General features: G+C 33.6%; 10 protein-coding genes. 4 read left to right on the top strand and 6 right to left on the bottom strand.

Features of this window, described 5'->3' with window-relative positions; genetic code table 11:
* The first annotated feature begins 221 nt into the window (after positions 1–221).
* From C1X07_RS18425 to C1X07_RS18415, 3 genes are read left to right on the top strand one after another with little or no spacing between them, the layout of a single operon-like run.
* Positions 222–1604 (top strand): exonuclease domain-containing protein, encoded by a 1383-nt coding sequence (locus C1X07_RS18425; RefSeq protein WP_317046119.1) that lies wholly within the window; start codon positions 222–224, stop codon positions 1602–1604.
* Between the two features lie 11 nt (positions 1605–1615).
* Complete coding sequence (gene dinB, locus C1X07_RS18420) at positions 1616–2836, top strand: DNA polymerase IV (RefSeq protein ID WP_103071513.1); 1221 nt, start codon at positions 1616–1618, stop codon at positions 2834–2836.
* A 24-nt stretch (positions 2837–2860) separates the two neighbouring features.
* Positions 2861–5884 carry a helix-hairpin-helix domain-containing protein gene (locus C1X07_RS18415; protein ID WP_103071512.1) on the top strand — a complete coding sequence of 1008 codons (3024 nt, stop codon included), beginning with the start codon at positions 2861–2863 and terminating at the stop codon, positions 5882–5884.
* A gap of 272 nt (positions 5885–6156) precedes the next feature.
* Here C1X07_RS18415 and C1X07_RS18410 read toward each other — a convergent pair whose 3' ends face one another.
* The gene (locus C1X07_RS18410; RefSeq protein WP_103071507.1) at positions 6157–6975 is read right to left on the bottom strand and encodes a hypothetical protein; all 819 of its coding nucleotides are present in this window, start codon (positions 6973–6975) and stop codon (positions 6157–6159) included.
* A 288-nt stretch (positions 6976–7263) separates the two neighbouring features.
* On the opposite strand from C1X07_RS18410, the gene C1X07_RS18405 reads away from it, so the two are divergent.
* Positions 7264–7773 (top strand): DinB family protein, encoded by a 510-nt coding sequence (locus tag C1X07_RS18405; protein WP_103071506.1) that lies wholly within the window; start codon positions 7264–7266, stop codon positions 7771–7773.
* A 24-nt stretch (positions 7774–7797) separates the two neighbouring features.
* Here the strand turns inward: C1X07_RS18405 and C1X07_RS18400 are convergent, their stop codons facing one another.
* The 5 genes from C1X07_RS18400 to C1X07_RS18380 all read right to left on the bottom strand — a co-directional run bounded on the left by C1X07_RS18400 (position 7798) and on the right by C1X07_RS18380 (position 14774).
* Positions 7798–8031, bottom strand: a complete 234-nt coding sequence (locus C1X07_RS18400; protein WP_103071505.1) for a DUF6095 family protein — start codon at positions 8029–8031, stop codon at positions 7798–7800.
* Positions 8021–8833: an N-acetylmuramic acid 6-phosphate etherase gene (gene murQ, locus C1X07_RS18395; RefSeq protein WP_103071504.1), complete on the bottom strand. Its 813-nt coding sequence runs from the start codon at positions 8831–8833 to the stop codon at positions 8021–8023. The genes C1X07_RS18400 and murQ overlap by 11 nt, the downstream gene beginning before the upstream one ends.
* Positions 8834–9059: 226 nt before the next feature.
* Positions 9060–9878, bottom strand: a complete 819-nt coding sequence (locus tag C1X07_RS18390; RefSeq protein WP_103071503.1) for a DUF4249 domain-containing protein — start codon at positions 9876–9878, stop codon at positions 9060–9062.
* A gap of 3 nt (positions 9879–9881) precedes the next feature.
* Positions 9882–12272: a TonB-dependent receptor gene (locus C1X07_RS18385; RefSeq protein ID WP_262494921.1), complete on the bottom strand. Its 2391-nt coding sequence runs from the start codon at positions 12270–12272 to the stop codon at positions 9882–9884.
* Positions 12273–12434: 162 nt separating this feature from the next.
* On the bottom strand, positions 12435–14774 hold the full coding sequence (locus C1X07_RS18380) for a TonB-dependent receptor (RefSeq protein WP_103071502.1): 2340 nt from the start codon (positions 14772–14774) through the stop codon (positions 12435–12437).
* Positions 14775–14780 lie beyond the last annotated feature (6 nt).

Raw genomic sequence — 14780 nt, 5'->3', positions numbered from 1 at the left:
AGCCTGATAGCGCCAATGGTACTACAATCGTGGGAGAGTAGGTCGCCGCCTTCCTTGAAACCCTTCATAGCAATATGAGGGGTTTTTTTATACCATAAATTTAAGGTCAAACGGATTAGATGTGAATGTTATAAAAATGAATTATAGGAATATTTCCTAATATTAGGAAATATTCCTATAATTCATTTTTTTGTAGTAGTTTTGTGTTTCTTAACTAAAGAATGATGCAAGACCAATTATACACTGTTATTGATGTAGAAACTACAGGAAAAGGTATTAAAGGTAATCGTATTACCGAAATTTGTATTGTGCTATTACGAGGCAATAAGATTCAGGATAAATTTACTTCCTTAGTTAACCCTGAACAAAATATCCCAGCATTTATTACAGGACTTACTGGGATAGATGATAATATGGTTAGAAAGGCTCCAAAATTTCATGAAATAGCAAAACATATAATCGAAATAACAACAGAAGCTGTTTTTGTAGCTCATAATGTGAATTTTGATTACAATGTTATAAGAGATGAGTTTAAGAGAATAGGGTATACATTTACTAGGAAAAAATTATGTACTGTTCGTCTTTCGAGAAAATTAATGCCAGGATTATTTTCTTATAGCTTAGGAAGGCTTTGTTCATCACTGAATATTCCGTTAGTTGATCGGCATCGTGCAGAAGGAGATACTGATGCTACAGTTATATTATTTCAACGTATTTTAGAACTTGACTCGGAATTTTCAGTAATAAACTCTTTTTTACATGCTTATTCTAAAGAAGCAACACTTCCTCCTCATTTAGATGCAAGTATTATAAATCACTTACCTGAGCAAACAGGGATATACTTATTTAAAGATAAAAAAGGAAAAGTTATTTATGCTGGTAAAGCAAAGAATATAAAGAAGAGGGTGGTTAGTCATTTCTATGATAAAAAAAACAAAGAATATGCTCTTGGTCAGAATACATATACTATAGATTATGAAATTACAGGTAACGAATTAATAGCCCTATTATTGGAAGCAGATAAAATTAAAAGACATTATCCAGAATTTAATAGTGCACAAAAAAGACCTGTTGCCCCATATAGAATTATACAGTATATCAATAGAAGAGGAATAATACAACTTGCAATAGATAGGTCAACTAAAACAGATCATTCGTTAGAAGTGTTTTATAGAAGGTCTGATGCTATAGAGCAATTGGAAAAATTATGTTTTGATTATCAATTATGTCCTCGTTACTGTAATTTGCAAAGTACAACAGAACGATGCTCTCATTACCGCATTAAGAACTGTAAAGGTATATGCTATGGTAAAGAATCTGTTGCATTGTATAATATGCGGGTACAGAAAGCACTCACATCTTTAAAAAAGCAAAAACAAACTTATTTTATAAAAGAAAAGGGGAGAACTATAGATGAGCATAGTTTTGTTATGATACAAAATGGTGTTTATAAAGGGTTTGGGTATATTCATGAATCTGAGCAAGTATCGAATCTCGATGGCTTTGAAACTTTTCTAACGGTACAGGCACATACATATCATACCACAAAAATCATTAAAAATTATTTATGCAAACATGGGGAAAGAAATGTTGTGTATATGTAAAAGGAATACTTATGAATACTACAATTTTACACTTTGATTTGGATACTTTTTTTGTTTCCTGTGAACGACTTTTAGATAGTAAATTGAATAATAAACCTGTAATTGTTGGAGGAACGGGAGATCGTGGAGTTGTTAGTGCAGCAAGTTATGAAACTAGAGAGTATGGTGTACATTCAGGAATGCCCATGAAATTGGCTAGACAGCTTTGTCCACATGCCATTTATATACGAGGGAATGCAGGGACATACACTAAATTTTCAAAACAAGTGACCGAAATCTTACAAAGTAAAGTGCCAGTCTTAGAAAAAGCTAGTGTAGATGAGTTTTATGCTGATCTTAGTGGGATGGATCGTTTTTTTGGCTGTTATAAATTTGCATCAGAGTTGCGTAATACAATTATTAAAGAATCAGGGTTGCCTATTTCATTTGGACTTTCGATTAATAAAATGGTTTCTAAAGTTGCTACTAATGAAGCAAAACCAAATAATCAGCTAAAGATTGATACTGGTTACGAAAAAACATTTTTGGCTCCATTGTCTATAAAGAAAATACCAATGGTAGGCGAAAAGACGTATCGAACCTTTTGTAATATGGGAATTAAAAATGTACAGACAGTGCAACAAATGCCTGTAGAGATGATGACTTCTGTTTTTGGGAAAAATGGTAGGGTCATATGGCAACGTGCTAATGGTATTGATAAAACACCTATAATAGCATATCATGAACGTAAATCTATTTCTAGCGAACGGACATATGGTCAGGATACTATCAATATCACTACCCTAAAGACTACTATCATGGCAATGGCAGAAAACTTAGCTTTTCAGTTACGAAGAGGAGGAAAACTTGCCTCATGTGTAACAGTAAAGATTCGCTACTCTGATTTTCAAACATATTCTAAACAACTTAAAATACCTTATACATCTGCAGATCACCATTTGATACCTGTGGTGCTTGAGCTTTTTGAAAACTTGTTTAGTAGAAGGCTATTAGTGCGCCTTGTAGGTGTTCGATATAGTGGATTAACTGCAGGAACTTATCAAATTAATTTATTTGATGACGAAAAGAAAACTGTGAATCTGTATAAGGCAATGGATGCAATACGCTCTCGATATGGAGATAGGAGTGTGATACGTGCGGCTACTATGGGAGAAGGAGCACGAACTGTAGGTAAGTTTATAAACCCTTTTAATGGGGAACCTCCTATTGTTTTGGCACATAGAACTCAATAAGTGAATATAAAAGTAAGAGTAGAAATGTATTTGAATAATCATTCATATTATAGTTTAAGGTATGGTACAATATCTGAAATAGAGTTATTGGAGATGGCTCAGAAAAATGGGTGTGATTACTTTGCTCTTACTGATATTAATAATACTTCAGCTTGCCTAAATTTTATAAGAAAAGCACCTTCGTATGGTATTAAGCCTGTTGTTGGAATTGATTTTAGAAATGATACTCAGCAGTGTTATGTTTGTCTCGCACAAAATAATGAAGGTTTTTTAGAATTAAATCAGTTTTTGTCTGAGCACATACATCAAGAAAAAGAATTTCCAGATGAAGCACCATCTTTTGATCATTGTTTTGTAATCTATCCTTTTGATAAATTATTAGCTTTAGAAAAAACAACTTTTTTAGCTAATGAGTTTATCGGTATAACCCTTGCAGATGTTAATAAATTAGGCTTTTCAAAGCTGAGTGAATATAAGGATAAATTAGTTGTGTTACATTCGGTTACTTTTCGGGATAAACGGGATTTTAATACACACCGATTATTACGTGCAATTGATACTAATGTGTTGCTAAGTAAACTGCCAGAATCACAACAAGGTAGATCAGATGAAAAAATGTACCCTATAGAAACTATCGAAAAAGTTTTTGAAAATTATCCCCATATTCTTGAGAATACAAAGAGGTTACTCCCTCGATGCAGTATCAAATTTAATTTTTCGAAGGGTAGAGAAAATCAAAATTTAAAAACTGTTTTTGGTAGCATAGAAGAAGATTATCAAAAACTTGTTAGCCTCTGTGAATTAGGACTTCCTAACCGGTATGATGTAATAACTGAAGCTATACGAGATCGTTTGGATAAAGAGTTGTCTTTAATCAAACAACAAGACTTTGTCAGTTTCTTTTTAATTAATTGGAAGATCATCCAATATGCAAAATCCAAAGATTACTACCATGTAGGTCGAGGGAGTGGAGCCAATAGTATTGTTGCCTATCTGTTAGAAATAACTGATGTGGATCCGATAGAGTTAGATTTATATTTTGAACGCTTTATGAACCTTTATCGAGCAAGCCCTCCGGATTTTGATATTGATTTTTCTAGTTGGGATCGTGAAGATGTTACACGTTTTATTTTTGAAGCTTTTGGAGACAATGGTCAGGTAGCATTATTAGGAGCATACGTAACTTTTAAGCATAGTGGTGCTGTAAGAGAATTAGGTAAAGTTTTTGGGCTTCCTAAACACGAAATCGATAGATTGAGTGATGGGAAATATGAGTATAGAAAATTAGATGAGATCTCTAAACTAGTACTTCGATATTCAAAATACCTTCATGGGCGACCAAATTATATAAGTATTCATGCGGCAGGTATTCTTATTTCTGAAAAACCTATTCATTATTTTTCTGCAACTAATTTGCCCCCTAAAGGGTTTCCTACAGTTCAGTTTGATATGCATATTGCTGAAGATGTAGGGTTGTATAAATTTGACATTTTAGGGCAAAGAGGATTAGGTAAAATAAAAGATGCTATTGCAATTATTAAAGAAAATTATCCAGATACAATATTACCTAATATTCATAATGCAACTCCATTTTTTACAGATCCAAATATTAATGCAATGATTGAAAGAGCAGAATGTATAGGTTGTTTTTATGTTGAATCTCCTGCAATGAGAATGCTGTTAAAAAAATTAGGAGTACGGGATTATTTAACGCTGGTAGCAGCTAGTTCTATCATACGCCCTGGAGTTGCTAAAAGTGGAATGATGCGGGAGTATATTTTACGACACAAAAACCCGGAAAGGAGAAAACAAGCACACCCCGTGCTATGGGATATTATGCCAGAGACGTATGGGGTTATGGTGTATCAGGAAGATGTAATTAAAGTTGCTCATCATTACGCAGGATTAGATTTGGGAGAAGCTGATGTATTGCGTAGAGGAATGAGTGGTAAATATCGATCGCGTGAAGAGTTTCAGGCAGTACGTGACAAGTTTATATCCAATTGTAGAGATAGAGGAGAGGTAGATGATGTGATTTTTGAAGTATGGCGGCAGATAGAGAGCTTTGCTGGATATGCCTTTGCCAAAGGGCACTCTGCATCTTATGCTGTAGAATCCTATCAAAGTTTATTTTTGAAATGCTATTATCCTTTAGAATATATGGTAGCTACCATAAATAATGGAGGAGGATTTTATGGAGTTGAAACATATTTGCATGAAGCAAGGATGAATGGAGGGATTATACATCCTCCCTGTATCAATACCAGCTTGATAGAAACGATAATTAAAGGAAAAGAAATTTATTTAGGTTTTCAACATTTACAAGGGTTAGAAAAACGTACAATGTTGAAGATAGTAAATATAAGAGGAGAGGGAATATTTGATTCTCTTGATAGTTTTATGGAGCGTATACCTCTTTCTATAGAACAATTAGATATTCTTATTCGTGCAGATGTTTTTAGGGGTTTAGGCATAGATAAGCGAAGCTTGTTATGGAAGGCTCATTATGCATGTAATCATAGCACTATGATCGAGTTTCAGCAGAAGCTTTTTAAAGTGGAGATAAAAGATTTTGTGCTACCTGAATTTACGGTTACAGATTTAGAAAATGCTTTTGATCAATTAGAATTATTAAATTTTACACTTTATAATTCTTTTATTTTACTGAAAGTACCACCAACGAACTCTTTGTTAAGTACAAATTTGGCGATTTACTTGAATAAGATAATTATAATATATGGGTATTTGGTTACGGTTAAAAGTACAAAAACTTCTAAGGGAGATCGTATGTTTTTTGGTACATTTTTGGATCAGAAAGGAGAATGGATTGATACAGTACATTTTCCGCCTGTAGCAAAGAAATACCCGTTTAGAGGGAAAGGAATCTATCGAATTACGGGAAAAGTAGTTTCTGAGTTTGACTTTTTGAGTATTGAAGTAATTAGACAAGAGCGTATGTCATATAGATCAGACCCCAGATTTGATATGACATATGATCGAAAAGGAGCAATACAGAAAGAAAAAGAATCTTATAGGCTGCTAAAGTGATAGAGTTTAGGATAAGAGCATTGTGTCTATTTCATAAATTAAAGAGATACTAATACCATTTACACTTTGAATTTAACCCAATAAAATTCTCTTTTTCACCTATGCAAAGAATAGCTGATTTTCTTTTACGGTAAATTCAAAGTATAACTGATATAAATGTAAGTCAGAATATTTCTATGTAGCATTAATAACGACAAAACGACACCTCTCAGAAGAAAGATGTCGTCTAAAAATTTTATTTTGGGGCTACAAAATAAAATTCAGTACTTTAATTAGTTTTCTACCATATTAAAGCTGGCAAATTGCAACATAGCTGTTTGGGTAAGTTCTTTTGCTCTGTTTACATAAAAGGTTTTAGTATCGTCTAGAGATTCATTTTTTAATTCGTTTTCGCTTCTTACGTAATCAGCTTGTGATTCAAATTTTGACTCATCGTTTAATACTACGCTTAGTTCTTGTAGGGCATTTTCTAGTTTTTGTAAAGCTTGCTCTGCTTTTGATTTTATTAGGGATTGCTCTTTTAGTTCGGCAGCACGTTTTGCTTCAAATTCAGCTTTTTTTCTACTCTGTTCTGCAATTTGTTGCTCTAGTTTTTGCTGTTCGATTTCTAATTGACGACGTTTTTCTTCTAATTCTTTTTGCTTGTTGGTTACCTCTAAAGTAGCTTCAGCAAGTTCATTTTCTTGCTCGATAGAAGCTTCTTCTGCTTCAGAATAGCTGTCTGCGTTAGCTTGACAAAAGGTTAGTTCTTCTAAAAGTTTAGATCCGAGTTCTTTAGCGCGTTTAGCAAAGAATCTACTACGCTCATAAGTATCTTGCTCTAAGGAACTTTCCATATCAACTCTTGCTTGATAAGCTGTTTCATTAGCTTGCGTGCAGTTACATTGATCAGCTAACTCTTCTACTTTAAGAAAAGCTTCTACAGCTTTATCAGCATATTCTTGGGTATGAAAAACATTATTTGCCCCATGTGCTTTCTTACTATGAGAGTATGCATAACTGGCAGCAGTTAAGGCATCGTCGTATATATTTTGGGCATTGGTTTTGGGGATTAAACACAATAAAAACGAGATAAGTGCAATTTTTTTCATTCTTTGGGGCTTTTAAATCACATAACAATAATACAATATTTTATTTATAACATCCAAAAAAAACAGTCATTAATCGATAAAATGCGCTTTTTATCTTAATTTTTACGGGTAAACCTTATTTTTAGTGATAAATATCCTACTGTTAGTATTGTCGTAGTATAATTATTATGAAAGTATTTATTGATTAACGACAATATATATATGATATTGTAATGTGTCCTAAAAAATAATTTATGCCCTGAGCAAGATTTTTGTAAGTTAATTATGTATCTTTCGTCTAAACGGCCTATGAAAGAATTAGTCATATCTTCGATAAATCATAATCTTAATAATGCTATAGTTTTACTTAGAACTATAGATGTTCATACATATCAAAATACTTCAGTAGGACCATACTATTCTAGTATTGGATCTCATATACGTCATGCGCTAGATTTTTTTGATTGTATTATTAGCGGATTGGATTCTAATAATATTGATTTAACCGCTCGCAAGCGAGATGAGACATTGTCTACGAATAAGGAATCTGCGATAAATTATATATACGAGCTTCAAAAAACATTACTGTCTTATACTGGGGCAAATACAGATTATTTGATTCATGTTACTGATAATATGGGGCAGGGTAAGGTAACAGTTAATTATACCTTAGAAAGTATTCTTTCACATGCCAATAGTCATGCAATACACCATTATGCTATTATCGGATATATCCTTGACCATTTGGGAATAGAAATAAAGATTCCAGAATTTGGTTACAATCCAACAACCCCAATAAATAAGCGAGAGGGGATTTAGGTGAAAACCAGAGTAAAGCTTTCCTTATTTTTTTCCAAAAAAAGAATCCATTATGGTCTTTATTCCTTTAAAAGCCATAATAATTGCAAATAGCGCACCTGCTAGACCTAAAAGAAGAATTGGAATATATAGAGGATGATCTTGATTCTTAAAAGCAGAGTGGATAATGACAGGGCTAATAAACATAAAAATAATGGCTATAGCCATGCGTTGTACACCTTTGCCTAATAATTCTTTGTCTGTCCTTTTAGGCTCCATAGTTATTTATTGCATTACGTACACTTCCATACTGGTCTAATAGTTTTGTGGCTTCTTCACGTTGGATATTTAATTCTCCCATAATCATTCGAATCCCTCGATCTACTAGCTTATTATTGCTGAGTTGCATGTCTACCATTTTATTACCTTTTACTCGCCCTAATTGGATCATTGTAGCAGTAGAAATCATGTTTAATACCAGTTTTTGAGCCGTTCCTGCTTTCATACGAGAGCTTCCTGTTACGAATTCGGGACCTACTGTGACTACGATAGGAAACTGTGCAGTAATTGCCAAGGGACTTCCTTCATTACAAGTAATGCAACCAGTTATAATATTATTTTTATTACAGCTTTGCAGCGCGTTTATAACATATGGCGTAGTTCCTGAAGCAGCAATACCGATAACGACATCTTTTTCAGAGATATTATACTGATTTAGATCTTTCCATCCTTGATCTATACTATCTTCTGCATGTTCTACGCTATTTCTAATTGCGGGATCACCACCAGCGATTAATCCAACTACCAGATCAGGAGAAACCCCAAAAGTAGGGGGGCATTCACTAGCATCTACAACACCTAGCCGACCACTTGTACCTGCACCGAGGTAGAAGATTCGACCTCCATCTTTAAGTTTTTGTACAGTTTGAGCGATTAAAGCTTCAATTTGTGGGATAGATTGTTCTACAGCATTAGGAACTGTTTTATCTTCTTTATTAATGTTGGTAAGCAATTCTACAATGGTCATTTTTTCTAAATGATCATATTTTGAAGATTGCTCTGTAGTTTTTATAAATGACATGCTTCAAAAATACTCATTTTTTGATTTTAACTCGGATTATACATTAGAAAATCTATTACAGTCTGAAACTACTTCAAAATATAGCACTTTGTTATGTTTTCCAAATTAACCGTAGTCGCGCTAAGCTGTATTTGATGAAACAGTATATTTTTAGCGAATTTTCGAACTTCTCATAAATATATTTGGGTTTAAGATGAACAGATGATTTCTTTTTATAGATAAAAAATCATTCTTTTATAGAAAAATCAACTCTATTACCTTCAGAAAGACTGAAATACCCTAGCGCATAGTTATCTGTATTGGTTGTGTTAATGATATTACCTCTTAATAGAGTAGGCGGTGTCTGAAAAGGGTTACCACCATCTTGCTCACTTTGCCCAATCAGTAATGTGGCATAGTTAAAATAGCGCTCATCAATCCCTAGTATTTTAATAGTCACTTCTTGTCCTTTAACCATGTTTTCATAAAAATAGGAGAAATTAAAGGCTTCACCTTGGTAAAAACGATCCTCACTGGCAAGGAATAAGCTGAAGTCAAAATCAAAAAGATAAAAATCATTACGATTTCCATCATCTGTAAAGAAAATAATAATTTCTGTTTCATCTCCTTCAAACAGAGTACCATCTCCTTGTATAACTTTATCAATAGGAACACTTGGCATAAGTTGACTATCGGCAATATAAGTTTCGTTATTATAGATCACCGTAAGTTGATATGAGGTATCAAATTCTGGAATAAAACCTGTAGCATCAGGAACATAAAATCCTGACTCCCCCGATTCGACAAAATTAATCACCGCATTGGTCGTAAGATTAGTGATAAAAACAGTGGCATTACTTACAGTAGGAATATCTGTATCAAAAAAAGGAGCTGATAATGTGAGTTTTACACCGCCTTCTATAGTGGCTGGATTTTCATTTAGATACAACTCGAAAGAAGCATCAATTACTAATTTGGGTTTTCCATTAGGGACGTCTACATCAACTGTATCTTCACAACTTGTTAATGTGATAAATGCTAGTAGTATATAAATTAGCTTCTTCATTTTTTAGAATTTAAAATTGTAAGTTACTGCAGGTATGATCCCAAATATTGAAGTTCTTACAGCTTCATTTACATAGGTGTCTTTATTTCTGGTAAAGTTAATTGATGCAGCGTTTTTACGATTGTATAGATTATAAATGCTAAAGACCCATTCTCCCTGCCATTTTCTGTTTTTATTTTTTCTGGGTGTTAATGTAGCTGAAATATCTATTCTGTGATATGATGGCAAGCGCTCACTATTTCTTGGTCCATCAAATATAGGAACAGTGAGTCCTCTGTATTCAAATTGCCCGGTAGGATAATTGGTAGGTTGCCCAGTCTGAAATAGAAAATTTGTAACAAATTTCCATTTCTTGTTGAGTTCATAACTTCCGTTAAAAGATATGTCGTGAGTTTTATCGTATGGAGTACTATACCATTGGTTATTATTAATCCCAGGTTCCTGTGGGGTTCTTCCTGGGGTTTTTTGTTCTGATTTGGATAATGTATAGGCTAACCAGCCTTTAAACTTTCCTTCATTTTTTCGTAATAGAAGTTCTAAACCATAGGCACGAGCTTTTCCGCTTAAAATATCTTGTTCGATAGCATTATTAGCAATTAGATTAGCACCGTCTATATAATCGATACGGTTTTTAATATCCTTATAAAAAACTTCGGTCTCTAATGTATATTCATCATTGTTAATACTTTTGAAATACCCTAATGCATATTGATTGAGTAATTGGGGTTTGATATATTTTCCACTAGGAGTCCAAACATCTAAAGGAGTAGGGGAACTGGTATTCGATAGTAAATGTAGGTACTGCGCCATTCGATTATAACTGGCTTTTATAGAGGTGTTATCATTAAGCACATATGCGAGAGCTATTCTAGGTTCTAGATTCGTAAAAGTCTTAATTTTATCACTTCTACTAAAACTTTCTGTGCCTATAGGTTCTGCAGCTTCATAGATTTGAAGCTCTTCATTAAACAGAAGTGGAGTATCATTCTGGTAGCTATTGAGTTCATTTTGCCCAAGCCTGATAAAATTACTAAGCCTTAAACCATATCGAAGTGTTAGATTGTCTAAGATACCATGCTCTGCATCGATATACGCTCCAAATTCATTAGCGTATTTATCAATAAGTTTTTCTCTATTGATTCCAGAATCTTCTCTATTGGGTTTTATTTCTCCGGGATTAAATCTAAGATAAATGTTATTCACCCCATAATTAAGCTGAAAATTATCGCTTAGATAGTGTTTCAGGTCATATTTTAGATTAAAATTTCTGATGCCAGAATCCCATTCGAAGCCTACAAAATCGAGTTCTAAGCCATAAAAGTAATCAGAGTATATCATTGAGAGATTAGAGAATAGTTTGTCTGAAAAAAGATGATTCCATCTTAGATTTAACACTGTATTTCCGTAGATGTTTTCAAAACTTTCATTTATGCCAAATACATCTCGTCCAAAATATCCTGATAGATAAAGGTTGTTGTTTTTATTGATTTTATAATTTAATTTTGTGTTCAGATCATAAAAAAAAGCGATGTTATTATTATCAAATAGCGGTAAAAATAGATGTGCATAAGAGGCTCTTCCACCTATTAGGAATGCACCCCGATTTTTTACAATAGGTCCTTCTGCCAATAATCTACTGGACACAGCTCCTAATCCTCCATTCATTCTAAAGTTTTTGCTATTCCCTTCTTTTTGATAAATATCTAATACAGAGGATACCCTGCCTCCATATTTTGCAGGGATTCCTCCTTTGTATAGTTTAATATCCTTGATTGCATCTGGATTGAAAACCGAAAAGAAACCAAAAAGGTGAGAAGAGTTAAAAATAGTTGCTTCATCAAGTAAAATAAGATTTTGGTCAGCCGACCCTCCTCTTACATTAAAACCAGAAGCTCCTTCACCACCACTAGTAACTCCGGGTAATAGAATAATTGATTTAATAACATCCGCTTCTCCCAAAACAACTGGAATTTGTTTAATGGTTCCTGCAGTAAGCTTATTAATACTCATTTGTGGGGTATTGATATTTAGCTTTTCCGGTTTTTTTGTAATAACTACTTCATCAAGGGTTTCTGAGGATTCAATAAGTTGAATATTTAGCTTTTTGTCTTCTTGTAGATCGATCTCTTGTATATTGTCTTTGAAACCTAGATAACTAGCTTGCAATTTGTATGTTCCCTTAGGTAAAGTTATCGAGTAAAAACCATATTCATTAGAGACGACACCTTTTCCTATTTCTGGAAATAATACTGTTACTCCAATCAGTGTTTCGTTACTGGATTTTTCAGAGATGACACCACTTAGAGTAAATTTTTCCTGACCAGATAGAAGGGAAGAGTACCCTAAAAATAGAGTACATACAAGTACAGTACTTCGAGAAATATATTTTTTCAAAAGCGAGCTTTTTAATAATTAGCACCAATAATGTAGACTGTAAAGGAAGAAATATGTTATGAGTTCTACAATTAATTTATTGTTAATTCTCAGCTACTATATTAATTGCATTAAGAAAGTTTATATTTCTAATATCTTTTTTGGCTTTAATTTTTGTACTGATCAAAACTCTATTCTGTAATTTAGAAGAGGTATTAAATTTAATTGATACTCTAGACGATATGTTCTTGTATAGGGATCAAATACCTGCCTGTCTACATTATTTCTGTTCGTTAGGTTTTGTACATCTAATGAGATAATATGTGCAACTTTGGGTCTATTAATTCGATAGTAGACACTGGTATCTAGACGCAGGTAGTCTTTAAACTGAATTGTATTTCTTTGAGTTTCCAGCAATCTAATGGATCCTGATTGATCAAAAACTTCTAGATCCACAGGTGTTCCTCGCTTTCCTCCGTTTAGAAGTACTTTGGCATTAGCTCCAATGATATTATTGCCTGTATTTCCTACAGAAAATTCTTTACCTCCAACCACATTAAATGTATAATTATAGTTATATCTACTATTGTACCAATTGCCGTTTGCAGCTTTATATTTGGAATTAAAGAATGAAGCTGTTGTTAAAAAATAATATTGTTTGGAGAAAAACTTTTCAAAAGTTAGTTCTAGTCCATAATTTCTTCCTTTACCAGTATCAGTCAAAGCCCGATCAATGAATTCTCCATTAATAAAGGAATCTGTACTATTTGGGTCGGCTACGATAGCTACTTTATTAAGATCTTGGTAATACGCTTCAATTTTGATATGTCCATTTTTAATGATACGCCAGTCATATCCAAAGATGTAATGAGTAGCTCTCATCAAATCGAGTTCTTCATTGGGGGTTATTATATTCCCTTGGTTATCTTCTGTTTTTACAAAATACTGGTTTAGTGGCATTCGTCTAGAGTGGATACCTACTCCTGCGCTTAGTGTATGCTTTGGGGTTATTTTATACTCTATTCCTGCTCTTGGTTCGATTGTAAAATCTTCGTTGATGGAGAAATATGTACTATGAAACCCAAAGGTCGAAGATAGTTTTTTATTAAATCTGTATTTAGCTTGTGCAAAAGCTTGGATCATAGTACCATTGCCTTCTTCATTTACCATAATATCCTGTATGTTATTTCTGACATTGTCTCCAAATACATCATAATTCAGGTAACTTAGAATAGCTCCTGTTTTGAGTGTTGCTTTTGGATTAAACTTATTGGTAAGGTTAAGGTTGAAACGCAAAGCGTTGTTTTTTAATAAATCTCTGTCAATTGATGAGATGTTAGTATCTGTATTTGTTCTGGTAAATTCATAATCACTTTCATTACCGGAGTAGGATAATGCGGCATCAAGAGTACTTTTGTTGCTTAAGAAGTGTTTTAGGTTTATTCCTCCCATATAGGTTTTGGAATTGAATTGTTCATTTTCTGTTAAGGTAAAAGAAACTTGTTCTTTGTTATCCTGGTCATCATTGCTAATCCCTCCTATACCCCAGATAGATACATTTGTTTTACTGCTTATTGGCAGATTTATTTTAAAGGATAAATCCTGAAATTCGGGAACACTGTTATCTGATACTTCTATAACTTCATTAAGAAGTGTAAGTGTAGAATATCTATAATTTACAAGATAGGATCCTTTGTAATTTTTACTGAAAGGACCTTCCAGAGAAAGATCAGCGCCCAAAACACCTAATTGGAATGCATATTCTCCTTTGTTGGTATTACCACTACGTAAGTTTATATCAAAAACACCAGATAAAGCATTACCATATTCTGCGGGGAAGGCTCCAGTAAAAAAATCTGATTTCCCTAGCATATTAGTACTAAGCAAGCTCACTGCTCCAGGGGAATAGCCTTCTTCAGAGAAATGGTTTGGCTCCGGGATTTCTACTCCTTCAATTTTCCAGAGTAATTGATTAGGAGCGTTTCCTCTAATTATAATTTCATTTGTAGCATCATCAGAATTTGTAACTCCTGCAAATGATAGCGCCATACGACCGGGGTCACTAATACTGGCAGGAAAACGCTTTGTTTCTTCGACGCTAAAGGAGCGTGCACTCACTGTAGCTAATCTATTATTGGGTTTTATATTATCCTTTGGAGCAATCAACAGAACCTCATTAAGTTGCTCTAATGATTCTACCAGACGAATGGTTAGGTCAATTTCTTTTGCTGATCCGACTAGTACTTCTGAAATAAAAGAGTCTTCATAGCCCAAAAAGCTACAAATAAAGGATTGACGCCCTACAGGCACTTTCTCTAAGGTAAAGAAGCCTCCTTCGTCTGTAATAGTGCCTTGCACAGGATCAATATTTAGTAATGTAATGGTTGCGCCTAATAATGGTCTGCCTGTAGTTGCATCAAGAACTTTTCCTTTTACAGTCTGAGTGAGTGTTTGTGCGGTTGTAGAAATTGTTAATGATAGTAGTATTAGAAAGAAATAGTTTTTTTTGAGTATTGGTTTCATACAGAG

The organism is Aquimarina sediminis, from assembly GCF_002895435.1.
Classification (GTDB): Bacteria; Bacteroidota; Bacteroidia; order Flavobacteriales; family Flavobacteriaceae; genus Aquimarina; species Aquimarina sediminis.
This window is presented reverse-complemented; position numbering and strand designations above follow the sequence as displayed.

Coding starts and splice junctions, on each gene's coding strand:
- C1X07_RS18425 (WP_317046119.1), top strand. CDS start 222: ATGATGCAAGACCAATTATACACTGTTATTGATGTAGAAACTACAGGA.
- C1X07_RS18400 (WP_103071505.1), bottom strand. CDS start 8,031: ATGGAGCCTAAAAGGACAGACAAAGAATTATTAGGCAAAGGTGTACAA.
- C1X07_RS18410 (WP_103071507.1), bottom strand. CDS start 6,975: ATGAAAAAAATTGCACTTATCTCGTTTTTATTGTGTTTAATCCCCAAA.
- C1X07_RS18415 (WP_103071512.1), top strand. CDS start 2,861: ATGTATTTGAATAATCATTCATATTATAGTTTAAGGTATGGTACAATA.
- C1X07_RS18390 (WP_103071503.1), bottom strand. CDS start 9,878: ATGAAGAAGCTAATTTATATACTACTAGCATTTATCACATTAACAAGT.
- dinB (WP_103071513.1), top strand. CDS start 1,616: ATGAATACTACAATTTTACACTTTGATTTGGATACTTTTTTTGTTTCC.
- C1X07_RS18405 (WP_103071506.1), top strand. CDS start 7,264: ATGAAAGAATTAGTCATATCTTCGATAAATCATAATCTTAATAATGCT.
- murQ (WP_103071504.1), bottom strand. CDS start 8,833: ATGTCATTTATAAAAACTACAGAGCAATCTTCAAAATATGATCATTTA.
- C1X07_RS18380 (WP_103071502.1), bottom strand. CDS start 14,774: ATGAAACCAATACTCAAAAAAAACTATTTCTTTCTAATACTACTATCA.